Here is an 18,499-nt window from a genome sequence, read left to right as displayed (position 1 = left end):
TGAGAAATGGGAATCCGCAAGTACAAGCCGACGACTCCTGGCCGTCGTGGCGCCAGCGTCGCCGACTTCGTCGAGATCACGCGGTCCACGCCGGAGAAGTCGCTGGTTCGCCCGCTGCACAGCAAGGGCGGCCGTAACAATTCCGGTCGTGTGACCGTTCGCCACCAGGGCGGTGGCCACAAGCGCGCCTACCGAGTGATCGACTTCCGTCGTCACGACAAGGACGGCGTGCCGGCGAAGGTCGCGCACATCGAGTACGACCCCAACCGCACCGCTCGCATCGCACTTCTGCACTACGCGGACGGCGAGAAGCGCTACATCCTCGCTCCGGCGGGCCTGATCCAGGGCCAGCGGATCGAGAACGGCCCCGGGGCCGACATCAAGCCGGGTAACGCGCTGCCCCTGCGCAACATCCCGGTCGGTACGACGATCCACGCCATCGAGATGCGTCCCGGCGGCGGTGCGAAGATCGCCCGCTCCGCCGGTTCCTCGGTGCAGCTGCTGGCGAAGGAGGGCGCCATGGCGCACCTCCGGATGCCGTCCGGTGAGATCCGCCTGGTCGACGTGCGCTGCCGCGCCACCGTCGGCGAGGTCGGCAACGCCGAGCAGTCGAACATCAACTGGGGCAAGGCCGGCCGTATGCGCTGGAAGGGCGTCCGCCCGACCGTGCGTGGTGTCGTGATGAACCCGGTTGACCACCCGCACGGTGGTGGTGAGGGCAAGACTTCCGGTGGTCGCCACCCGGTCTCGCCCTGGGGCAAGAAGGAAGGTCGTACGCGTTCGCCGAAGAAGGCGAGCAGCAAGTACATCGTCCGCCGCCGCAAGACGAACAAGAAGCGCTAGGAGCGGGTTTAGATGCCGCGCAGTCTCAAGAAGGGGCCCTTCGTCGACGACCACCTGATCAAGAAGGTGGATGTCCAGAACGAAGCAGGCACCAAGAACGTCATCAAGACCTGGTCCCGCCGCTCGATGATCGTCCCGGCGATGCTGGGTCACACCATCGCGGTGCACGACGGCCGTAAGCACGTCCCGGTGTTCGTCACTGAGTCGATGGTCGGCCACAAGCTCGGCGAGTTTGCGCCGACCCGCACCTTCCGCGGCCACGTCAAGGACGACCGCAAGTCGAAGCGTCGCTGACGGGCGGGGTGCGAAGACTATGACTAATTCCGAAGGGACAACCATGGATGCCATGGCCCGGGCGCGATTCGTTCGCGTCACGCCCATGAAGGCCCGCCGCGTGGTGGACCTTATCCGTGGCATGGATGCCACGGAGGCTCAGGCGGTCCTGCGTTTCGCCCCGCAGGCCGCGAGCGTGCCGGTCGGCAAGGTGCTGGACAGCGCCATCGCCAACGCCGCGCACAACTACGACCACACCGACGCCGACAGCCTCGTCATCACTGAGGCGTACGTCGACGAGGGTCCGACCCTGAAGCGGTTCCGGCCGCGCGCCCAGGGCCGTGCCTACCGGATCCGTAAGCGGACCAGCCACATCACCGTGGTCGTCAGCAGCAAGGAAGGAACCCGGTAATGGGCCAGAAGGTAAACCCGCACGGGTTCCGGCTCGGCATCACCACCGACTTCAAGTCGCGCTGGTACGCCGACAAGCTGTACAAGGACTACGTCAAGGAAGACGTCGCCATCCGCCGGATGATGACGCAGGGCATGGAGCGGGCCGGCATCTCGAAGGTTGAGATCGAGCGCACCCGCGACCGCGTCCGCGTCGACATCCACACCGCCCGGCCGGGCATCGTCATCGGCCGTCGCGGCGCGGAGGCCGACCGTATCCGCGGCGACCTGGAGAAGCTCACGGGCAAGCAGGTCCAGCTGAACATCCTCGAGGTCAAGAACCCCGAGACCGATGCGCAGCTGGTTGCTCAGGCCGTCGCCGAGCAGCTCTCCTCCCGCGTCTCCTTCCGTCGCGCCATGCGCAAGAGCATGCAGGCGGCGATGAAGGCCGGCGCCAAGGGCATCAAGATCCAGTGTGGCGGTCGTCTCGGCGGTGCCGAGATGTCGCGTTCGGAGTTCTACCGCGAGGGCCGTGTGCCCCTGCACACGCTCCGTGCGAACGTCGACTACGGGTTCTTCGAGGCCAAGACGACCTTCGGCCGTATCGGCGTGAAGGTCTGGATCTACAAGGGCGACGTCAAGAACATCGCCGAGGTCCGCGCTGAGAACGCCGCTGCCCGCGCCGGCAACCGCCCGGCCCGTGGTGGCGCCGACCGTCCCGCCGGCCGTGGTGGCCGCGGTGGCGAGCGTGGTGGCCGCGGTGGCGAGCGCGGCGGCCGTCGCCCGCAGCAGTCCGCTCCGGCAGCCGAGGCCCCCAAGGCCGAGGCCACCGCTGCTCCGGCTGCTGAGAGCACTGGAACGGAGGCCTGACCCTCATGCTGATCCCCCGTCGGGTCAAGCACCGCAAGCAGCACCACCCCAAGCGCCGCGGTATGGCGAAGGGCGGCACGGAGCTGGCTTTCGGTGAGTACGGCATCCAGGCCGTGACCCCCGCGTACGTGACGAACAGGCAGATCGAGGCAGCTCGTATCGCCATGACCCGTCACATCAAGCGTGGCGGCAAGGTCTGGATCAACATCTACCCGGACCGCCCGCTCACGAAGAAGCCTGCCGAGACCCGCATGGGTTCCGGTAAGGGTTCGCCGGAGTGGTGGGTCGCGAACGTTCACCCGGGCCGGGTGATGTTCGAGCTGTCCTACCCGAACGAAAAGGTTGCTAAGGAGGCGCTGACCCGCGCCGCCCACAAGCTTCCGATGAAGTGCCGGATCGTCCGGCGCGAGGCAGGTGACGCGTGATGGCTGCCGTTACTAAGGCAACCGAGCTGCGCCAGCTGAATGACGAGGACCTCGTCGCGAAGCTGCGTGAGGCCAAGGAAGAGCTGTTCAACCTCCGCTTCCAGGCGGCGACCGGGCAGCTCGAGAACCACGGCCGGCTCAAGGCCGTCCGCAAGGACATCGCCCGGATCTACACCCTGATGCGCGAGCGCGAGCTGGGCATCGAGACGGTGGAGAGCGCCTGATGAGCGAGAAGAATGTGACTGAGACCGTTTCCCGGAACGACCGCAAGACCCGCGAGGGTCTCGTCGTCAGCGACAAGATGGACAAGACCGTCGTCGTCGCTGTCGAGGACCGCGTCAAGCACGCGCTGTACGGCAAGGTCATCCGCCGTACGAACAAGCTCAAGGCGCACGACGAGCAGAACGCCGCCGGCGTCGGCGACCGCGTCCTCCTGATGGAGACCCGGCCGCTGTCCGCCACCAAGCGGTGGCGCGTCGTCAAGATCCTCGAGAAGGCCAAGTAAGCGTTCTGCGGGAGATCCGCAGAACTTTGTTCCGCCAGGCTCGCCGGGGCTGACCGCAAGGGAAGCCCCGGCGGGAACCGGCAGACGATCAGGAGATAGACGTGATCCAGCAGGAGTCGCGACTCAAGATCGCCGACAACACCGGTGCGAAGGAAATCCTCTGCATCCGTGTTCTCGGTGGTTCCGGTCGCCGCTACGCGGGCATCGGCGACGTCATCGTCGCCACCGTCAAGGACGCGATCCCCGGTGGCAACGTGAAGAAGGGTGACGTCGTCAAGGCGGTCATCGTTCGCGCCGCCAAGGAGCGCCGCCGTCCCGACGGCTCGTACATCCGCTTCGACGAGAACGCGGCCGTCATCCTCAAGAACGATGGCGACCCGCGCGGCACCCGCATCTTCGGCCCGGTGGGTCGAGAGCTGCGCGAGAAGAAGTTCATGAAGATCATCTCGCTCGCGCCGGAGGTGCTGTAAGCATGAAGATCAAGAAGGGCGACCTGGTTCAGGTCATCACCGGCAAGGACAAGGGCAAGCAGGGCAAGGTCATCCAGGCCTTCCCCGTTGACGAGCGCGTCCTGGTCGAGGGTGTCAACCGGGTCAAGAAGCACACCAAGGTCGGCCAGAGCAGCCGCGGGTCCAAGACCGGCGGCATCATCACCACCGAGGCCCCCGTCCACGTCTCCAACGTCCAGCTGGTCGTGGAGAAGGACGGCAACAAGGTCGTGACCCGCGTCGGCTACCGCTTCGATGACAACGGCAACAAGATCCGCGTTGCCAAGCGGACCGGTGAGGACATCTGATGACTGCCACCACTGCCACCGCGCCCCGTCTCAAGACGCGGTACCGCGAGGAGATCGCGGGCAAGCTGCAGGAAGAGTTCTCGATCGAGAACGTCATGCAGATCCCCGGCCTCGTCAAGATCGTGGTCAACATGGGTGTGGGCGACGCCGCCCGCGACTCCAAGCTGATCGAGGGCGCCATCCGCGACCTCACCACGATCACCGGTCAGAAGCCGTCCGTGACGAAGGCCCGCAAGTCCATCGCGCAGTTCAAGCTGCGTGAGGGCCAGCCGATCGGCGCCCACGTCACCCTCCGCGGTGACCGGATGTGGGAGTTCCTGGACCGTCTGCTGTCGCTCGCGCTCCCGCGCATCCGCGACTTCCGTGGTCTGTCGCCGAAGCAGTTCGACGGCCGCGGCAACTACACCTTCGGTCTCACGGAGCAGGTCATGTTCCACGAGATCGACCAGGACAAGATCGACCGTACCCGGGGTATGGACATCACCGTGGTGACCACGGCGACCAACGACGAAGAGGGCCGTGCCCTCCTCCGTCACCTCGGCTTCCCGTTCAAGGAGGCGTGAGCCGTGGCGAAGAAGGCTCTCATTGCCAAGGCCGCCCGTAAGCCCAAGTTCGGCGTGCGTGCCTACACGCGCTGCCAGCGTTGTGGCCGGCCCCACTCCGTGTACCGCAAGTTCGGCCTGTGCCGTGTGTGCCTCCGTGAGATGGCGCACCGCGGCGAGCTGCCGGGCGTGACCAAGAGCTCCTGGTAATCCAGCAGTTCTCGGTAAAGACCATCTACTACGCCGTAGGTCCCCGTTCCACACCCGCCTCCGCGCCCCGTGCGCGGGGGAGAGGGACGGAGCAGACAGGAAACCGCGGCGAGAGAGGCCGAAGGCCATCACATGACCATGACTGACCCCATTGCGGACATGCTCACGCGTCTGCGGAACGCCAACTCGGCGTACCACGACTCCGTGGCGATGCCGCACAGCAAGATCAAGTCGCACATCGCGGAGATCCTCCAGCAGGAGGGCTACATCACCGGCTGGAGCGTCGAGGACGCCGAGGTCGGCAAGAGCCTCGTGCTGGAGCTGAAGTTCGGCCCCAACCGCGAGCGTTCGATTGCCGGCATCAAGCGCATCTCGAAGCCGGGCCTGCGGGTCTACGCAAAGTCCACCAACCTGCCCCGCGTGCTGGGCGGCCTGGGCGTGGCGATCATCTCCACGTCCCACGGTCTCCTCACCGACAAGCAGGCGAACAAGAAGGGCGTGGGTGGGGAAGTCCTCGCCTACGTCTGGTAATCCGGGAACGGAGGAATAGCAACATGTCGCGTATTGGCAAGCTGCCCGTTCAGGTTCCCGCCGGTGTGGACGTCACCATCGATGGCCGTACGGTCGCCGTGAAGGGCCCCAAGGGTTCCCTCTCGCACACCGTTGCCGCGCCCATCGAGGTCGCCCGGGACGAGGACGGCACCATCGTCGTCTCCCGCCCGAACGACGAGCGCAAGAACAAGGCCCTCCACGGCCTGTCCCGCACGCTGGTGGCGAACATGGTCACCGGCGTGACCCAGGGCTACATCAAGAAGCTCGAGATCAGCGGTGTTGGTTACCGTGTCCTCGCGAAGGGCTCGGACCTCGAGTTCTCGCTGGGCTACAGCCACCCGATCCTCGTCGAGGCCCCCGAGGGCATCACCTTCAAGGTCGAGGCTCCGACGCGCTTCAGCGTCGAGGGCATCGACAAGCAGAAGGTCGGCGAGGTCGCGGCGAAGATCCGCAAGCTCCGCAAGCCCGACCCGTACAAGGCCAAGGGCGTCAAGTACGAAGGCGAAGTCATCCGCCGCAAGGTCGGAAAGGCTGGTAAGTAAGCCATGGCATACGGTGTGAAGATCGCCAAGGGCGACGCGTACAAGCGTGTCGCACGCACCCGCCGTCACATCCGCGTCCGCAAGACGGTCTCCGGTACGCCGGAGCGTCCCCGTCTCGTCGTGACGCGCTCGAACCGCCACATGGTGGCGCAGGTCGTCGACGACATCGCGGGCCACACGCTGGCCTCCGCGTCGTCGATGGACGCGGCCATCCGCGGTGCCGAGGGTGACAAGACCGCGGTTGCCCAGCAGGTGGGTGCCCTGGTCGCCGAGCGCGCCAAGGCTGCGGGTGTCGAGGCCGTGGTCTTCGACCGCGGTGGCAACAGGTACGCCGGGCGCATCGCTGCCCTGGCCGACGCCGCCCGCGAAGCCGGGCTGAAGTTCTGAGAGAGGGTAGACCAATGGCTGGACCCCAGCGCCGCGGTGGCGGCGCCGGCGGCGGCGAGCGGCGGGACCGAAAGGGCCGTGACGGTGGCGCTGCTGCCGCCGAGAAGACCGCTTACGTTGAGCGCGTTGTCGCGATCAACCGCGTTGCCAAGGTAGTGAAGGGTGGTCGTCGCTTCAGCTTCACCGCGCTGGTCGTGGTGGGCGATGGTGACGGCACCGTGGGTGTCGGTTACGGCAAGGCGAAGGAGGTGCCGGCCGCGATCGCCAAGGGTGTGGAGCAGGCCAAGCGCAACTTCTTCAAGGTCCCCCGTATCCAGGGCACCATTCCCCACCCGATCCAGGGTGAGGAAGCGGCGGGCGTCGTCCTGCTCAAGCCCGCGTCCCCCGGTACCGGTGTCATCGCCGGTGGCCCGGTGCGCGCGGTGCTGGAGTGCGCCGGCATCCACGACGTGCTGAGCAAGTCGCTCGGCTCGTCCAACCCGATCAACATCGTGCACGCCACGGTGGCCGCTCTGAAGGGCCTGCAGCGCCCCGAGGAGATCGCGGCCCGTCGTGGCCTGCCGCTTGAGGACGTTGCTCCCGCCGCACTGCTGCGGGCGCGGGCCGGGGTGAGTGCGTAATGGCGCAGCTCAAGATCACCCAGACCAAGTCCTACATCGGTAGCAAGCAGAACCACCGCGACACGCTTCGTTCGCTGGGCCTCAAGCGCCTGCACGACAGCGTCGTCAAGGAGGACCGCCCCGAGATCCGCGGCATGGTGCAGACCGTCCGCCACCTCGTGACGGTCGAGGAGGTCGACTGATATGGCGGAGAACAACCCGCTGAAGGTCCACAACCTCCGTCCCGCCCCCGGCGCCAAGACCGCGAAGACCCGTGTCGGTCGTGGTGAGGCGTCGAAGGGTAAGACGGCCGGTCGTGGCACCAAGGGCACCAAGGCCCGTTACCAGGTTCCGGACCGCTTCGAGGGCGGGCAGATGCCCCTCCACATGCGGCTCCCGAAGCTCAAGGGCTTCAAGAACCCGTTCCGCACCGAGTACCAGGTCGTGAACCTGGACAAGCTCGCCTCCCTCTACCCGGAGGGTGGCGAGGTCACCGTGGCCGACCTGGTCGCCAAGGGTGCCGTGCGCAAGAACAGCCTCGTCAAGGTCCTGGGCCAGGGCGAGATCACCGTGGCGCTGACCGTGGCCGTCGACAAGGTCTCGGAATCCGCCAAGGCGAAGATCGTGGCAGCGGGCGGCTCCGTGACGGAGCTCGTCTGAGTGTGACGAACAACCGGGGTCGTCCTGTAAGGGCGACCCCGGTTGGTCGTTCCGCCCCGGGCACAGTGCCGGGTAGGGTGGCGTGCACCGTCGTGTGTCGTATCACCCGTACGACAAACGGCATTTGACCGAATTTAATCCGTTGAACTCATGACCGTCAGCCCCTGTGCACACACATGGGGGCCGCAGGAGGCACCGTGCTCACCGCGTTCGCCCGGGCGTTCCAGACACCCGACCTGCGCAAGAAGCTGCTGTTCGTGCTGGGCATCATCGTGCTCTTCCGACTCGGTGCGCACGTCCCGTTGCCGGGCGTCAGCTACGAAGCCGTCAATACGTGCATGTCGCAGATCGAGGCCACCTCCGGGCTCTTCGGTCTCGTCAACATGTTCTCCGGCGGCGCGCTTCTGCAGCTGACCATCTTCGCGCTCGGGGTCATGCCGTACATCACGGCGAGCATCATCCTCCAGCTGCTGACCGTGGTCATCCCGCGCCTTGAGGACCTCAAGAAGGAGGGCCAGTCCGGGACCACGAAGATCACGCAGTACACCCGTTACCTGACGGTCGCGCTGGCGATCCTGCAGGGCACCGGCCTGGTGGCCACCGCCCGCAGCGGCTCGCTCTTCCCGAACTGCCAGGCGGAGATCATCCCGGACGACTCGATCTTCACGACGATCGTCATGGTCATCACGATGACCGCCGGCACCGCGCTGATCATGTGGCTCGGTGAGCTGATCACCGACCGCGGGATCGGCAACGGCATGTCGATGCTGATGTTCGTCTCCATCGCGGCCGGCTTCCCCGGCGCCCTGTGGGCGATCAAGCAGTCCGGCAAGATCGCCGACGGCTGGGGCGAGTTCATCGTCGTCATCGCCCTGGGACTCGTGATGGTGGCCCTGGTGGTCTTCGTGGAGCAGGCGCAGCGCCGCATCCCGGTGCAGTACGCCAAGCGCCAGATCGGGCGCCGCTCCTACGGGGGTACATCGACGTACATCCCGCTGAAGATCAACCAGGCGGGCATCATCCCCGTCATCTTCGCCTCGTCGCTGCTCTACATCCCGGCGCTCATCGTGCAGTTCACCGGCTCCAACGCGGGCTGGGCGAACTGGGTCGAGGGGAACCTGGTCAAGACCAGCTCGCCCTGGTACATCACGTTGTACTTCCTCATGATCGTGTTCTTCGCCTTCTTCTACGTGGCGATCACGTTCAACCCCGAGGAAGTTGCCGACAACATGAAGAAGTATGGTGGTTTCATCCCGGGCATCCGGGCCGGGCGTCCGACCGCGGAGTACCTGAGCTACGTGCTCAACCGCATCACCTGGCCGGGCTCCCTCTACCTCGGGCTTATCGCCCTGGTACCGACGGTGGCGCTGGTTCTGTTCAAAGCCGATCAGAACTTCCCGTTCGGTGGCACGAGCATCCTGATCATCGTGGGTGTCGGCCTTGAGACTGTGAAGCAGATCGAGAGTCAGCTTCAGCAGCGTAATTACGAAGGGTTCCTCCGCTGATGCGAATCGTCCTCGTCGGACCGCCGGGTGCGGGCAAGGGTACGCAGGCCGCGTACCTTGCCAACAACCTGTCGATCCCGCATATCTCCACGGGCGACCTGTTCCGCGCGAACATCAGCCAGGGCACCGAGCTCGGGCTGCGCGCCAAGTCCTACATGGACGCGGGACAGCTGGTGCCCGACGAGGTCACGATCGGCATGGCCAAGGACCGCATGGAGCAGCCGGACGCCGCGGGGGGCTTCCTGCTCGACGGCTTCCCGCGCAACGTCGCCCAGGCCGAGGCCCTGGACGCGATGCTCCAGGACGCCGGCATGAAGATCGACGCCGTGCTGGACCTGGAGGTCCCCGAGGACGAGGTCGTCAAGCGGATCGCGGGTCGCCGCATCTGCCGCAACGACAGCGCGCACGTCTTCCACGTCGTGTACAACGCGCCCGAGGCCGAGGGCGTCTGCGACGCCTGCGGCGGCGAGCTGTACCAGCGTGACGACGACAGCGAGGAGACCGTCCGCAAGCGGCTGGAGGTCTACCACACGCAGACCGAGCCGATCATCGACTACTACAAGGCGCAGGGCCTGGTCACCACCATCTCCGCGATGGGCAAGGTGGCCGAGGTCACGCAGCGGTCGATGGACGCGCTTCCCTCCGCGTAACCGCTTGTCCTGTCTGTGCTGCGAAGGACCGGCCTTCCGTCCACTGGACGGGGGCCGGTCCTTCGCGTTTCCGTCTCCTCGCGGGACGCGCGTATCGTGGGAATCCGTATCAGTGGACTTTGTGCAAAGGGCGGCAGACCGAGATGGTGGAGATCAAGAACCCCGAGCAGATCGCGAAGATGCGCGCGGCGGGGTTGGTGGTCGCCGCGATGCACCGGGCGTGCGCCGAGGCCGCGCAGCCGGGGGTGAGCACCAAGGAGCTGGACGAGGTCGCCGCGAAGGTGCTCGCCGATCACGGGGCGAAGCCGAACTTCCTCGGCTACGGGGGCTTCCCCGGCAACATCTGCACCTCCGTGAACGACGTGGTCGTGCACGGCATCCCCGATGCGGAGACGGTGCTGGCGGACGGCGACATCATCTCCATCGACGCCGGCGCGATCGTCGACGGCTGGCACGGGGACGCGGCGATCACCGTCTTCGTCGGCTCCGGTCACGCTCCGGAGCTGGTCGAGCTGAGCCGGGTCACCGAGGAGTCCATGTGGGCCGGGATCGCGGCGATGCGCAAGGGCAACCGGCTCGTCGACGTCTCCAAGGCCATCGAGGGCTACATCCGGCGCCAGCCGCGGCCCGCCGGCGGGCGCTACGGGATCATCGAGGAGTACGGGGGCCACGGCATCGGGTCGGCGATGCACATGGAGCCGCATGTGCTCAACTACGTCGAGCGGCGGCGGGGGAAGGGGCCGAAGCTCGTCCCCGGGTTCTGCCTCGCCATCGAGCCGATGGTCTCGCTGGGGACCGCGCGGACGCATGTGCTTGAGGACGAGTGGACCGTGAAGACCGATGACGGGTCGTGGTCGTCGCACTGGGAGCACTCGGTGGCGCTTACCGAGGATGGGCCGCTGGTGCTTACCGCGGTTGACGGGGGGCGGGCGAAGTTGGCGGAGTACGGGGTCTCGGTGGCTCCCGATCCACTCGCGTAGTTTCGGGGGCCGGCTGGTCGGGTTGCGCTGCGGGGGCTTCGCCCCCGGGCCCCCGGATCGCCGCTTCGCGGCTCTGGCCTCAAACGCCGGCCGGGCTGTATCGGCGCTTCGCGCCTCGTCCTCAAACGCCGGACGGGCTGTAGGTGGTGCTTTCGCGCTGGTCGGCTCCGCCGGGTGGGCTGGATGGGGTGCTTTCGCGCTGATCGGCTCTGCCGGGCGGGCTGGGGGTGGTGCTTTCGTGCTGGTCGGCTCCGCCGGGTGGGCTGGGTGGGGTGCTTTCGTGCTGATCGGCTTCGGGGGTGGAGGTGTGGGGTGGGGGATCGTGGGGGAGAATCCTGATTTCGTTTTTTGTGGGTGTGTCGCGTAGACTGACTCGTCGGTCCTTGTGCGCCCTCATGCGCTCTCGGACCACTCCAGGTAGTCAATCCGGAAGGTGTAGCACTCAAGTATGGCCAAAAAACAAGGGGCCATCGAGATCGAGGGCACCGTCGTCGAGTCTCTGCCGAACGCCATGTTCAAGGTGGAGCTTCAGAACGGACACCAGGTCCTCGCGCACATCAGCGGCAAGATGCGGATGCACTACATCCGTATCCTTCCCGACGACCGGGTCGTGGTGGAGCTTTCTCCGTACGACCTGACGCGCGGGCGGATCGTCTACCGCTACAAGTAGATCCTGCTCCTCACGCTCCGCTCCCGTGGAGTGGGAGGGCACTGACCCGGAGGACCTCCGAACCGATGAAGGTCAAGCCGAGCGTCAAGAAGATCTGCGACAAGTGCAAGGTGATCCGCCGCCACGGCCGGGTCATGGTCATCTGCGACAACCTGCGCCACAAGCAGCGCCAGGGCTGACGCGCACCGACCGCACTCTTCGCACGTCTTTCCGCGAACACCGCTTCGCGCGACGCACACGCGAAAACGACAGAAACGCAGTGACCCGACCCCCACAGCACCACCTGTGTGGGACGACACCCCCGGCGCGGAGGCCGGGGACCCGGCTCGTAAGACCTGCCGCTCCCCTTCTCGGAGGCATCCGGGATCCACGGGGGCGCACACCTACGGGAACGGCACTGCGTCAGACCTCCGACTAGAACACAGGAGCCAGATTCATGGCACGCCTCGAAGGCGTTGACCTCCCGCGCGAAAAGCGCGTCGAGGTCGCTCTCACCTACGTGTTCGGTATCGGTCGTACGCTCGCGCAGCGTACGCTCGCCGAGACCGGCATCGACCCCAACACCCGTGTCCGCGATCTGACCGAGGAACAGCTCGTCAAGATCCGCGACTACGTGGACGGCAACATCGAGACCGAGGGTGACCTCCGTCGCGAGATCCAGGCGAACATCCGCCGCAAGGTCGAGATCGGCTGCTACCAGGGCCTGCGCCACCGTCGTGGCCTGCCCGTCCGCGGTCAGCGCACCTCCACCAACGCCCGCACCCGCAAGGGCCCGCGTCGCGCCATTGCCGGCAAGAAGAAGCCGGGCAAGAAGTAGTCCTCGCAGCGGTCTTGCTCGCTGTAGGACCGACCACCTCCACGGGAGATATTGAATGCCTCCGAAGGGCCGTACTGCTGGCGCCAAGAAGGTGCGCCGCAAGGAGAAGAAGAACGTCGCCCACGGGCACGCTCACATCAAGAGCACGTTCAACAACACGATCATCTCGATCACCGACCCCTCGGGCAACGTGATCAGCTGGGCCTCTGCCGGCCACGTCGGCTTCAAGGGCTCGCGCAAGTCGACCCCGTTCGCCGCCCAGATGGCCGCGGAGTCCGCTGCTCGTCGCGCTCAGGAGCACGGCATGCGCAAGGTGGACGTCTTCGTCAAGGGTCCCGGCTCCGGCCGTGAGACCGCGATCCGCTCCCTCCAGGCCACCGGCCTCGAGGTGGGTTCGATCCAGGACGTCACCCCCACCCCGCACAACGGATGCCGCCCGCCCAAGCGCCGCCGCGTCTGACGATCTGAAGTAGGAGAACAAAGACAATGGCGCGTTATACCGGGGCCGACTGCAAGCGATGCCGTCGGGAGAAGCAGAAGCTCTTCCTCAAGGGAGCTAAGTGCGAGAGCGCGAAGTGCCCGATCGAGATCCGTCCTTACCCCCCGGGTGAGCACGGTCGCGGGCGCACCAAGGACTCCGAGTACCTGCTGCAGATGCGCGAGAAGCAGAAGTGCGCGCGTATCTACGGTGTCCTTGAGAAGCAGTTCCGTAACTACTACGAGGAGGCGAACAGGAAGTCCGGCAAGACCGGCGAGAACCTGCTCCGCATCCTCGAGACCCGCCTCGACAACGTGGTCTACCGGGCCGGCTTCGCCAAGTCCCGCGACCACGCCCGTCAGCTGGTCCGTCACGGGCACTTCACCGTCAACGGCGTCAAGACCGACATCCCGTCGGCCCGCGTCGCCGTGAACGACATCATCCAGGTCCGCGAGTCGGCCCGTAACCTCGTCCCCTTCCAGGTGGCGCAGGCCGAGGCCGGCGACAAGACGGTGCCGGCGTGGCTCGAGTCCATTCCGTCGTCGCTGCGCGTCCTGGTGCACTCCATGCCCGAGCGTCCGGTCATCGACACTCAGGTCCAGGAGCAGCTCATCGTCGAGCTCTACTCCAAGTAGGGTTCGCCGGCTTTTTGCGGCTGGGGGCGTCCCGCGTCCGGGTCCCGTACGGGGCTCGTGGCGCGGGGCGCCCGCCGTCGTTGGCCCCGGGTGGCCGGATTCCGTGTCCCGTACGGGACGGGGGGCCTACCCTGGGTACGTGCCGTCGTCAAATAGTGGACGTCGGTCCATCCGCCTCGGCGTCAAATAGTGGACGCCGAAGACTGGAGGCAACAACCTCATGCTGATCGCTCAGCGTCCCTCCCTGACCGAAGAGGTCGTCGAGGAGTACCGCTCCCGGTTCGTCATCGAGCCGCTGGAGCCGGGCTTCGGCTACACCCTCGGCAACTCCCTGCGTCGGACCCTCCTCTCCTCGATTCCGGGTGCGGCGGTCACGTCCATCCGTATCGACGGTGTCCTGCACGAGTTCACCACCGTGCCGGGCGTCAAGGAGGACGTCACCGACCTCATCCTGAACATCAAGCAGCTGGTCGTCTCCTCGGAGCACGACGAGCCCGTGGTGATGTACCTGCGCAAGCAGGGTCCCGGCGTCGTCACCGCCGCGGACATCGCCCCGCCGGCCGGTGTCGAGGTCCACAACCCGGACCTGGTCCTGGCCACGCTGAACGGCAAGGGCAAGCTGGAGATGGAGCTGACCGTCGAGCGCGGTCGCGGCTACGTCTCCGCCGTGCAGAACAAGCAGGCGGGCCAGGAGATCGGCCGGATCCCGGTCGACTCCATCTACTCGCCGGTGCTGAAGGTCACGTACAAGGTCGAGGCCACGCGTGTCGAGCAGCGCACCGACTTCGACAAGCTGATCGTCGACGTCGAGACCAAGGAGGCCATGCGGCCGCGGGATGCGATGGCGTCCGCCGGTAAGACGCTGGTCGAGCTGTTCGGTCTCGCGCGCGAGCTGAACATCGACGCCGAGGGCATCGACATGGGTCCGTCGCCGACGGACGCCGCGCTGGCCGCGGATCTGGCGCTGCCGATCGAGGAGCTGGAGCTCACCGTTCGGTCGTACAACTGCCTCAAGCGTGAGGGCATTCACTCCGTGGGTGAGCTGGTTGCCCGCTCCGAGGCCGATCTGCTCGACATCCGCAACTTCGGGGCCAAGTCGATCGACGAGGTCAAGGCGAAGCTGGCGGGGATGGGGCTGGCGCTCAAGGACAGCCCTCCCGGGTTTGATCCGACGGCGGCGGCGGACGCGTTCGGTGCGGACGATGACGGTGACGCGGGGTTCGTGGAGACCGAGCAGTACTGAGTCACCTTCGGTGGCGGGTCCCCGTGGTGGTTGCGTACCGCTGCGGGGGCTTCGCCCCCGGGCCCCCGGATCGCTGCTTCGCAGCTCTGGCCTCAAACGCCGGCCGGGCTGTATCGGCGCTGCGCGCCTCGTCCTCAAACGCCGGACGGGCTGTAGGTGGTGCTTTCGCGCTGGTCGGCTCCGCCGGGTGGGCTGGATGGGGTGCTTTCGCGCTGATCGGCTCCGCCAGGCGGGCTGGGGGTGGTGCTTTCGCGTCTTGGTCTCGGGTGCCGGGTGGGCTGGGGGTGGGACTTTCGGCCCGGTCGGGGGGATGGTTTCGGGGGGCATAATTGGACTTCGGGGTGTGTTCGCACGCTCCGGTGATGGTCGGCCTTCGGGTCGGGCGTCTTCCTCAGGGTGATTGGCCCTGGGGTCCGCGACGGAGGTCAGAAGGATCTCCGCAGGGCCCGTTCCGGTACCTGATACGGCCGGTGCGGAGAATTGAGGAACACCATGCCTAGGCCCACCAAGGGTGCTCGTCTCGGCGGCAGCGCCGCGCACGAGCGGCTGATGCTGCGCAACCTGGCCACCGCGCTCTTCGAGCACGGCCGGATCCGTACGACGGAGGCCAAGGCCCGCCGTCTGCGCCCCTACGCCGAGAAGCTCGTCACCAAGGCGAAGAAGGGCGACCTGCACAGCCGTCGCCTGGTCATGCAGGAGATCACGGACAAGAGCATCGTGCACACGCTCTTCACCGAGATCGGCCCGCGCTACGAGAACCGCCCGGGTGGCTACACCCGGATCACCAAGATCGGTAACCGCCGCGGCGACAACGCGCCCATCGCGATCATCGAGCTGGTCGAGGCCCTGACCGTGCAGCAGGAGGCTGTCGGTGAGGCCGAGGCGGCGACCAAGCGCACCGCGAAGGACGCCGAGGTCGTGACCGAGGCTGCCGACACGGTCGAGACGACGAAGGAAGCCTGAGTCGTCGCGCAGTTTCACTGAGGTGGGTCCGCTCCCGTTCGGGGGCGGGCCCGCTTCGTTTGTACGGGGACGCCCGAGTGGCGGGCCGGTGAGAGGATCGGACGCGTGAGCGATGAGGTGGAGCCCGGTTTCGTCCGGGTGCGGCTGGACCTGTCCTACGACGGCACGGAGTTCTCCGGCTGGGCGAAGCAGAAGCGCGGGCAGCGCACCGTACAGGAGGAGCTGGAGACGGCTCTGGCGGTGGTGACGCGCCAGCCGGGGCCGTTCGATCTGACCGTCGCCGGGCGTACGGACGCCGGGGTGCACGCGCGCGGGCAGGTGGCGCACGTCGACCTGCCCGCGGAGCTGTGGGCCGAGCACGGGCCGCTGCTGCTGCGGCGGCTCGCGGGGCGGCTGCCGCAGGACATCCGGGTGTGGCGGGTCGCTGAGGCGCCCGCGCACTTCAACGCCCGCTTCTCCGCCGTGTGGCGGCGCTACGCCTACCGCGTCAGCGACAACCCGGGCGGCGTGGACCCCCTGCTGCGCAACCATGTCCTGTGGCACAACTGGCCGTTGGACCTGGACGCGATGAACGAGACGGCGCGGCTGCTGCTCGGCGAGCACGACTTCGCGGCCTTCTGCAAGCGCCGCGAGGGTGCGACGACGATCCGCACCCTGCAGGAGCTGCGCTGGGAGCGGCGCGCGGACGGCGTCCTGGAGGCGACCGTGCGGGCGGACGCCTTCTGCCACAACATGGTGCGCGCGCTGGTCGGCACGATGCTCTTCGTCGGCGACGGGCACCGGAAGCCCGAGTGGGCGGCCGAGGTGCTGGCGGCGGGGGTGCGGGATTCGTCGGTGCAGGTCGTACGGCCGCACGGGCTGACGCTGGAGGAGGTCGGCTACCCGGCGGACGGGGCGCTGGCCGCGCGCAACACGGAGGCGCGGAACCTGCGGACGCTGCCGTGCCGGGGCGTTATCGGTTCGTAACGGTGGAATGTGCAACTCCGGTAAGGGCTTGCCGGTCTTAGGGGTGCCTGCTGGCACAGGGGCGACTTCCGTCACTTCTCCTCCCCGGGTTGACCTATGACGTCTCGTTTCCCGCGCACCGCCCTGCGGCGTACGGCCGCCGGTCTGGGCGCTGCCGGCCTGGCCCTGCTCGGCCTGGCTGCTCCCGCCCATGCCGAGGGGGTGGAGCTGACGCTGGGGAGCAACCCGGCCGAGGCCGCCCTCTACCCGTATCCGGCGAGCGGGGAGCGCCAGTTCTCCGACTTCGACGTCTGGGTGGACGCCGCGGCCAATACGGACTCGCAGGTCCAGTACACCGTCGACCTCAGCGGGCTGGCGGGTGTCGCCGACTGGAAGAACGGCATCGACGGGCTCGGCAGCGGGTGCGAGGCCGCGGGCGCGGTCGTCACCTGCGAGGACTGGGGCACGTGGGAGGGGCGCAACGAGGTCGCCCGGCTCCGGCTGGCCGGCGCGCAGGGCGCCGCCGACGGCGCGAGCGGCACGGTGAAGGTGACCGCCGGTATCCGCGACAGCGTCGACGACCCGTACACGACCGTCGACGAGTACACCGCGAAGGTCTCGATCGGCGGCCCCGACCTGGTCGCCAAGCCGCTGCCGGCCCCCGGCAAGGTCAAGCCGGGTGACGTCTACCAGGCCCCGCTCGTGTTCGCCAACGCGGGCAGCCAGCCGGTGGACGGGGTGCTGCTGACCATGCGCGCCACCCACGGTGTGGAGTTCGTGGACCGGTACGAGAACTGCGAGTACTCCACCTCCGAGAGCCAGTTCGCCGGTCCCGGTTCGGTCGTGATCTGCGCGATCGACGAGACCGTCGCGGCCGGTGAGGTCTGGCAGGCCGACCCCGCCGAGCGGCTGAAGCTGGCCGGGCACGCCTGGAACGACGAGTTCCTGTTCCAGGTGAGCGCGGACACCGCCGAGGCGCGGGCCAAGGCACGCGGCGGCCTGTCCTTCTCGGCCGGCGACGGTCGTACCCTCGGCATCCGCAGGAGCGCCGGCACGCGCAGCGCGGACCTCGACCCGTGGAACAACATGGCGGAGACCGCCTTCCAGGTCGCCAACCACGCCGACCTCGCCGCCAAGGGCGTCGCGGCGAAGGGCGGCAAGGGTGCGAAGGTGACCGTCGACCTGGGCTGGCAGAACCGCGGGCCGGCCTGGATCGGCTACATCCGCTCCGGTGAGTCGGTGGCGCAGTACGAGTTCCTCGTCCCGCGGGGCGCCAAGGTGACCAAGGTGGCCCGGGGCTGCGTCGCCACGAAGAAGGACGGCGGCTGGCTGGAGGACGGCAAGCAGCCCGGTGCTCCCCGCTACGTGTGCACCACGGGCTCGGTGATCCTGGAGGACCAGGTCTTCTCCTACCCCTTCGAGCTGGAGATCCAGGACGTCGTCGAGAACGCGACCGGCAAGCTCACCGTCGGGGTCTGGCAGCCGGGCGACACCCCGAAGCCGCACGACTTCGACAACGCGCGCCAGAACAACTCCGCCGCTCTTGTGCTCAACGGCACCGGCGGCTCCTCCACCGGCGGTTCCGGTGACGGGGGTACGGACGGCGGTGGCTCGACCACCGGCGGCGGCGACGGCGGCTCCTCCACCGGGGGTGGCACCGCGCAGTCCGCCGGCGGGTCCGCCGGGGACGACGGGGACCTCGCGTCCACCGGCGCCGACGGTGTCGTGCTGATCGGAGGGTCCGCCGTGGCCGCGGTCGGCCTCGGGGCCGTGCTGTACGTGGCCATGCGCCGGCGCCGGCAGAGCGGCGGGGGCGCGGCCGCCTGACCGTGGGCGCCGGCTGACGGCGTCGGACACACAACCGGCCTGCCCCCGAACGGGGGCAGGCCGGTTGTGTCGTGCCGGGGTGCGGTAACTCCGGTGGTCGAATGGCCCCCTTGTCCGCCGGTCGCGGGTCCGGTGGTTGGCGAAGGAGGCGTGGGTGGCGCGCATGGCTGGGCGGTGGGGCGGGAAGGCGTC

General features: G+C 67.6%; 29 protein-coding genes. All 29 read left to right on the top strand.

What is annotated here, in order from left to right; all coding sequences use genetic code 11:
* Positions 1-6 precede the first annotated feature (6 nt).
* The 29 genes from rplB (at position 7) to ACFQLX_RS12200 (ending at position 18,307) form a co-directional block, all read left to right on the top strand.
* Positions 7-843, top strand: coding sequence for a 50S ribosomal protein L2 (gene rplB / locus ACFQLX_RS12340; RefSeq protein WP_386414435.1), 837 nt, complete (start codon positions 7-9; stop codon positions 841-843).
* A 12-nt stretch (positions 844-855) separates the two neighbouring features.
* Complete coding sequence (rpsS, locus tag ACFQLX_RS12335) at positions 856-1,137, top strand: 30S ribosomal protein S19 (RefSeq protein ID WP_386414434.1); 282 nt, start codon at positions 856-858, stop codon at positions 1,135-1,137.
* A 43-nt stretch (positions 1,138-1,180) separates the two neighbouring features.
* Entirely contained in the window at positions 1,181-1,528 is a 348-nt protein-coding gene (gene rplV / locus ACFQLX_RS12330) for a 50S ribosomal protein L22 (RefSeq protein ID WP_386414432.1), read from the top strand.
* Entirely contained in the window at positions 1,528-2,376 is an 849-nt protein-coding gene (rpsC, locus tag ACFQLX_RS12325) for a 30S ribosomal protein S3 (RefSeq protein WP_386414431.1), read from the top strand. Before rplV ends, rpsC begins: the two co-directional genes overlap by 1 nt.
* A gap of 5 nt (positions 2,377-2,381) precedes the next feature.
* Positions 2,382-2,801 carry a 50S ribosomal protein L16 gene (gene rplP, locus ACFQLX_RS12320; protein ID WP_386414430.1) on the top strand — a complete coding sequence of 140 codons (420 nt, stop codon included), beginning with the start codon at positions 2,382-2,384 and terminating at the stop codon, positions 2,799-2,801.
* Positions 2,801-3,025, top strand: a complete 225-nt coding sequence (gene rpmC / locus ACFQLX_RS12315) for a 50S ribosomal protein L29 (protein ID WP_386414429.1) — start codon at positions 2,801-2,803, stop codon at positions 3,023-3,025. The genes rplP and rpmC overlap by 1 nt, the downstream gene beginning before the upstream one ends.
* Positions 3,025-3,306 carry a 30S ribosomal protein S17 gene (rpsQ, locus tag ACFQLX_RS12310; RefSeq protein ID WP_386414428.1) on the top strand — a complete coding sequence of 94 codons (282 nt, stop codon included), beginning with the start codon at positions 3,025-3,027 and terminating at the stop codon, positions 3,304-3,306. The genes rpmC and rpsQ overlap by 1 nt, the downstream gene beginning before the upstream one ends.
* Positions 3,307-3,407: 101 nt before the next feature.
* On the top strand, positions 3,408-3,776 hold the full coding sequence (gene rplN, locus ACFQLX_RS12305) for a 50S ribosomal protein L14 (RefSeq protein ID WP_386414427.1): 369 nt from the start codon (positions 3,408-3,410) through the stop codon (positions 3,774-3,776).
* 2 nt (positions 3,777-3,778) lie between these two features.
* Positions 3,779-4,102 carry a 50S ribosomal protein L24 gene (gene rplX / locus ACFQLX_RS12300; protein ID WP_386414426.1) on the top strand — a complete coding sequence of 108 codons (324 nt, stop codon included), beginning with the start codon at positions 3,779-3,781 and terminating at the stop codon, positions 4,100-4,102.
* Positions 4,102-4,665, top strand: coding sequence for a 50S ribosomal protein L5 (gene rplE / locus ACFQLX_RS12295; RefSeq protein ID WP_386414425.1), 564 nt, complete (start codon positions 4,102-4,104; stop codon positions 4,663-4,665). The genes rplX and rplE overlap by 1 nt, the downstream gene beginning before the upstream one ends.
* A 3-nt stretch (positions 4,666-4,668) precedes the next feature.
* Positions 4,669-4,854 carry a type Z 30S ribosomal protein S14 gene (locus ACFQLX_RS12290; RefSeq protein ID WP_003956452.1) on the top strand — a complete coding sequence of 62 codons (186 nt, stop codon included), beginning with the start codon at positions 4,669-4,671 and terminating at the stop codon, positions 4,852-4,854.
* A gap of 132 nt (positions 4,855-4,986) precedes the next feature.
* A complete protein-coding gene (rpsH, locus tag ACFQLX_RS12285; RefSeq protein WP_386414424.1) occupies positions 4,987-5,385 on the top strand; it encodes a 30S ribosomal protein S8 in 399 nt (132 codons plus the stop codon).
* A gap of 23 nt (positions 5,386-5,408) precedes the next feature.
* On the top strand, positions 5,409-5,948 hold the full coding sequence (rplF, locus tag ACFQLX_RS12280; protein ID WP_386414423.1) for a 50S ribosomal protein L6: 540 nt from the start codon (positions 5,409-5,411) through the stop codon (positions 5,946-5,948).
* A 3-nt stretch (positions 5,949-5,951) separates the two neighbouring features.
* Positions 5,952-6,335 carry a 50S ribosomal protein L18 gene (gene rplR / locus ACFQLX_RS12275; RefSeq protein ID WP_386414422.1) on the top strand — a complete coding sequence of 128 codons (384 nt, stop codon included), beginning with the start codon at positions 5,952-5,954 and terminating at the stop codon, positions 6,333-6,335.
* 14 nt (positions 6,336-6,349) lie between these two features.
* On the top strand, positions 6,350-6,955 hold the full coding sequence (rpsE, locus tag ACFQLX_RS12270; RefSeq protein ID WP_386414421.1) for a 30S ribosomal protein S5: 606 nt from the start codon (positions 6,350-6,352) through the stop codon (positions 6,953-6,955).
* Entirely contained in the window at positions 6,955-7,137 is a 183-nt protein-coding gene (gene rpmD, locus ACFQLX_RS12265) for a 50S ribosomal protein L30 (protein WP_386414420.1), read from the top strand. Before rpsE ends, rpmD begins: the two co-directional genes overlap by 1 nt.
* Position 7,138: 1 nt before the next feature.
* On the top strand, positions 7,139-7,594 hold the full coding sequence (gene rplO / locus ACFQLX_RS12260) for a 50S ribosomal protein L15 (protein WP_386414418.1): 456 nt from the start codon (positions 7,139-7,141) through the stop codon (positions 7,592-7,594).
* 197 nt (positions 7,595-7,791) lie between these two features.
* A complete protein-coding gene (gene secY, locus ACFQLX_RS12255; RefSeq protein WP_386414416.1) occupies positions 7,792-9,099 on the top strand; it encodes a preprotein translocase subunit SecY in 1,308 nt (435 codons plus the stop codon).
* Positions 9,099-9,749: an adenylate kinase gene (locus ACFQLX_RS12250; RefSeq protein WP_386414415.1), complete on the top strand. Its 651-nt coding sequence runs from the start codon at positions 9,099-9,101 to the stop codon at positions 9,747-9,749. The genes secY and ACFQLX_RS12250 overlap by 1 nt, the downstream gene beginning before the upstream one ends.
* Before the next feature lie 143 nt (positions 9,750-9,892).
* Positions 9,893-10,729: a type I methionyl aminopeptidase gene (map, locus tag ACFQLX_RS12245; RefSeq protein ID WP_386414413.1), complete on the top strand. Its 837-nt coding sequence runs from the start codon at positions 9,893-9,895 to the stop codon at positions 10,727-10,729.
* Between the two features lie 448 nt (positions 10,730-11,177).
* On the top strand, positions 11,178-11,399 hold the full coding sequence (gene infA / locus ACFQLX_RS12240) for a translation initiation factor IF-1 (RefSeq protein ID WP_003948620.1): 222 nt from the start codon (positions 11,178-11,180) through the stop codon (positions 11,397-11,399).
* Positions 11,400-11,464: 65 nt separating this feature from the next.
* Positions 11,465-11,578: a 50S ribosomal protein L36 gene (gene rpmJ / locus ACFQLX_RS12235; RefSeq protein WP_003956441.1), complete on the top strand. Its 114-nt coding sequence runs from the start codon at positions 11,465-11,467 to the stop codon at positions 11,576-11,578.
* Between the two features lie 257 nt (positions 11,579-11,835).
* On the top strand, positions 11,836-12,216 hold the full coding sequence (gene rpsM, locus ACFQLX_RS12230) for a 30S ribosomal protein S13 (protein WP_386414411.1): 381 nt from the start codon (positions 11,836-11,838) through the stop codon (positions 12,214-12,216).
* Between the two features lie 55 nt (positions 12,217-12,271).
* Positions 12,272-12,676, top strand: a complete 405-nt coding sequence (gene rpsK / locus ACFQLX_RS12225; protein WP_365404258.1) for a 30S ribosomal protein S11 — start codon at positions 12,272-12,274, stop codon at positions 12,674-12,676.
* Positions 12,677-12,702: 26 nt separating this feature from the next.
* Positions 12,703-13,329: a 30S ribosomal protein S4 gene (gene rpsD / locus ACFQLX_RS12220; protein ID WP_386414410.1), complete on the top strand. Its 627-nt coding sequence runs from the start codon at positions 12,703-12,705 to the stop codon at positions 13,327-13,329.
* Positions 13,330-13,549: 220 nt separating this feature from the next.
* A complete protein-coding gene (locus tag ACFQLX_RS12215; RefSeq protein WP_386414409.1) occupies positions 13,550-14,572 on the top strand; it encodes a DNA-directed RNA polymerase subunit alpha in 1,023 nt (340 codons plus the stop codon).
* A gap of 492 nt (positions 14,573-15,064) precedes the next feature.
* Positions 15,065-15,535 (top strand): 50S ribosomal protein L17, encoded by a 471-nt coding sequence (gene rplQ, locus ACFQLX_RS12210; RefSeq protein ID WP_386414408.1) that lies wholly within the window; start codon positions 15,065-15,067, stop codon positions 15,533-15,535.
* A gap of 105 nt (positions 15,536-15,640) precedes the next feature.
* The gene (truA, locus tag ACFQLX_RS12205; RefSeq protein WP_386414407.1) at positions 15,641-16,501 is read left to right on the top strand and encodes a tRNA pseudouridine(38-40) synthase TruA; all 861 of its coding nucleotides are present in this window, start codon (positions 15,641-15,643) and stop codon (positions 16,499-16,501) included.
* 96 nt (positions 16,502-16,597) lie between these two features.
* Positions 16,598-18,307 carry a peptidase gene (locus ACFQLX_RS12200; RefSeq protein WP_386414406.1) on the top strand — a complete coding sequence of 570 codons (1,710 nt, stop codon included), beginning with the start codon at positions 16,598-16,600 and terminating at the stop codon, positions 18,305-18,307.
* Positions 18,308-18,499: the final 192 nt, after the last annotated feature.

The organism is Streptomyces polyrhachis (assembly GCF_042663125.1).
GTDB classification, from domain to species: domain Bacteria; phylum Actinomycetota; class Actinomycetes; order Streptomycetales; family Streptomycetaceae; genus Streptomyces; species Streptomyces polyrhachii.
Note: the sequence above shows the minus strand (reverse complement) of the source record. Positions and strands in the feature narration are given on the sequence as shown.

Excerpts from the sequence above, each read along its gene's own strand:
- rpmD (WP_386414420.1), top strand. The coding sequence starts at position 6,955 with ATGGCGCAGCTCAAGATCACCCAGACCAAGTCCTACATCGGTAGCAAG.
- rpsS (WP_386414434.1), top strand. The coding sequence starts at position 856 with ATGCCGCGCAGTCTCAAGAAGGGGCCCTTCGTCGACGACCACCTGATC.
- rpsD (WP_386414410.1), top strand. The coding sequence starts at position 12,703 with ATGGCGCGTTATACCGGGGCCGACTGCAAGCGATGCCGTCGGGAGAAG.
- rplB (WP_386414435.1), top strand. The coding sequence starts at position 7 with ATGGGAATCCGCAAGTACAAGCCGACGACTCCTGGCCGTCGTGGCGCC.
- rplR (WP_386414422.1), top strand. The coding sequence starts at position 5,952 with ATGGCATACGGTGTGAAGATCGCCAAGGGCGACGCGTACAAGCGTGTC.
- rplP (WP_386414430.1), top strand. The coding sequence starts at position 2,382 with ATGCTGATCCCCCGTCGGGTCAAGCACCGCAAGCAGCACCACCCCAAG.
- ACFQLX_RS12250 (WP_386414415.1), top strand. The coding sequence starts at position 9,099 with ATGCGAATCGTCCTCGTCGGACCGCCGGGTGCGGGCAAGGGTACGCAG.
- rpsK (WP_365404258.1), top strand. The coding sequence starts at position 12,272 with ATGCCTCCGAAGGGCCGTACTGCTGGCGCCAAGAAGGTGCGCCGCAAG.
- rpsE (WP_386414421.1), top strand. The coding sequence starts at position 6,350 with ATGGCTGGACCCCAGCGCCGCGGTGGCGGCGCCGGCGGCGGCGAGCGG.
- rplO (WP_386414418.1), top strand. The coding sequence starts at position 7,139 with ATGGCGGAGAACAACCCGCTGAAGGTCCACAACCTCCGTCCCGCCCCC.
- rpmC (WP_386414429.1), top strand. The coding sequence starts at position 2,801 with ATGGCTGCCGTTACTAAGGCAACCGAGCTGCGCCAGCTGAATGACGAG.
- rplV (WP_386414432.1), top strand. The coding sequence starts at position 1,181 with ATGGATGCCATGGCCCGGGCGCGATTCGTTCGCGTCACGCCCATGAAG.
- rpsH (WP_386414424.1), top strand. The coding sequence starts at position 4,987 with ATGACCATGACTGACCCCATTGCGGACATGCTCACGCGTCTGCGGAAC.
- rpsQ (WP_386414428.1), top strand. The coding sequence starts at position 3,025 with ATGAGCGAGAAGAATGTGACTGAGACCGTTTCCCGGAACGACCGCAAG.
- rplQ (WP_386414408.1), top strand. The coding sequence starts at position 15,065 with ATGCCTAGGCCCACCAAGGGTGCTCGTCTCGGCGGCAGCGCCGCGCAC.
- map (WP_386414413.1), top strand. The coding sequence starts at position 9,893 with ATGGTGGAGATCAAGAACCCCGAGCAGATCGCGAAGATGCGCGCGGCG.
- ACFQLX_RS12215 (WP_386414409.1), top strand. The coding sequence starts at position 13,550 with ATGCTGATCGCTCAGCGTCCCTCCCTGACCGAAGAGGTCGTCGAGGAG.
- rpsM (WP_386414411.1), top strand. The coding sequence starts at position 11,836 with ATGGCACGCCTCGAAGGCGTTGACCTCCCGCGCGAAAAGCGCGTCGAG.
- rplE (WP_386414425.1), top strand. The coding sequence starts at position 4,102 with ATGACTGCCACCACTGCCACCGCGCCCCGTCTCAAGACGCGGTACCGC.
- rplX (WP_386414426.1), top strand. The coding sequence starts at position 3,779 with ATGAAGATCAAGAAGGGCGACCTGGTTCAGGTCATCACCGGCAAGGAC.
- rplF (WP_386414423.1), top strand. The coding sequence starts at position 5,409 with ATGTCGCGTATTGGCAAGCTGCCCGTTCAGGTTCCCGCCGGTGTGGAC.
- ACFQLX_RS12200 (WP_386414406.1), top strand. The coding sequence starts at position 16,598 with ATGACGTCTCGTTTCCCGCGCACCGCCCTGCGGCGTACGGCCGCCGGT.
- rpsC (WP_386414431.1), top strand. The coding sequence starts at position 1,528 with ATGGGCCAGAAGGTAAACCCGCACGGGTTCCGGCTCGGCATCACCACC.
- rpmJ (WP_003956441.1), top strand. The coding sequence starts at position 11,465 with ATGAAGGTCAAGCCGAGCGTCAAGAAGATCTGCGACAAGTGCAAGGTG.
- infA (WP_003948620.1), top strand. The coding sequence starts at position 11,178 with ATGGCCAAAAAACAAGGGGCCATCGAGATCGAGGGCACCGTCGTCGAG.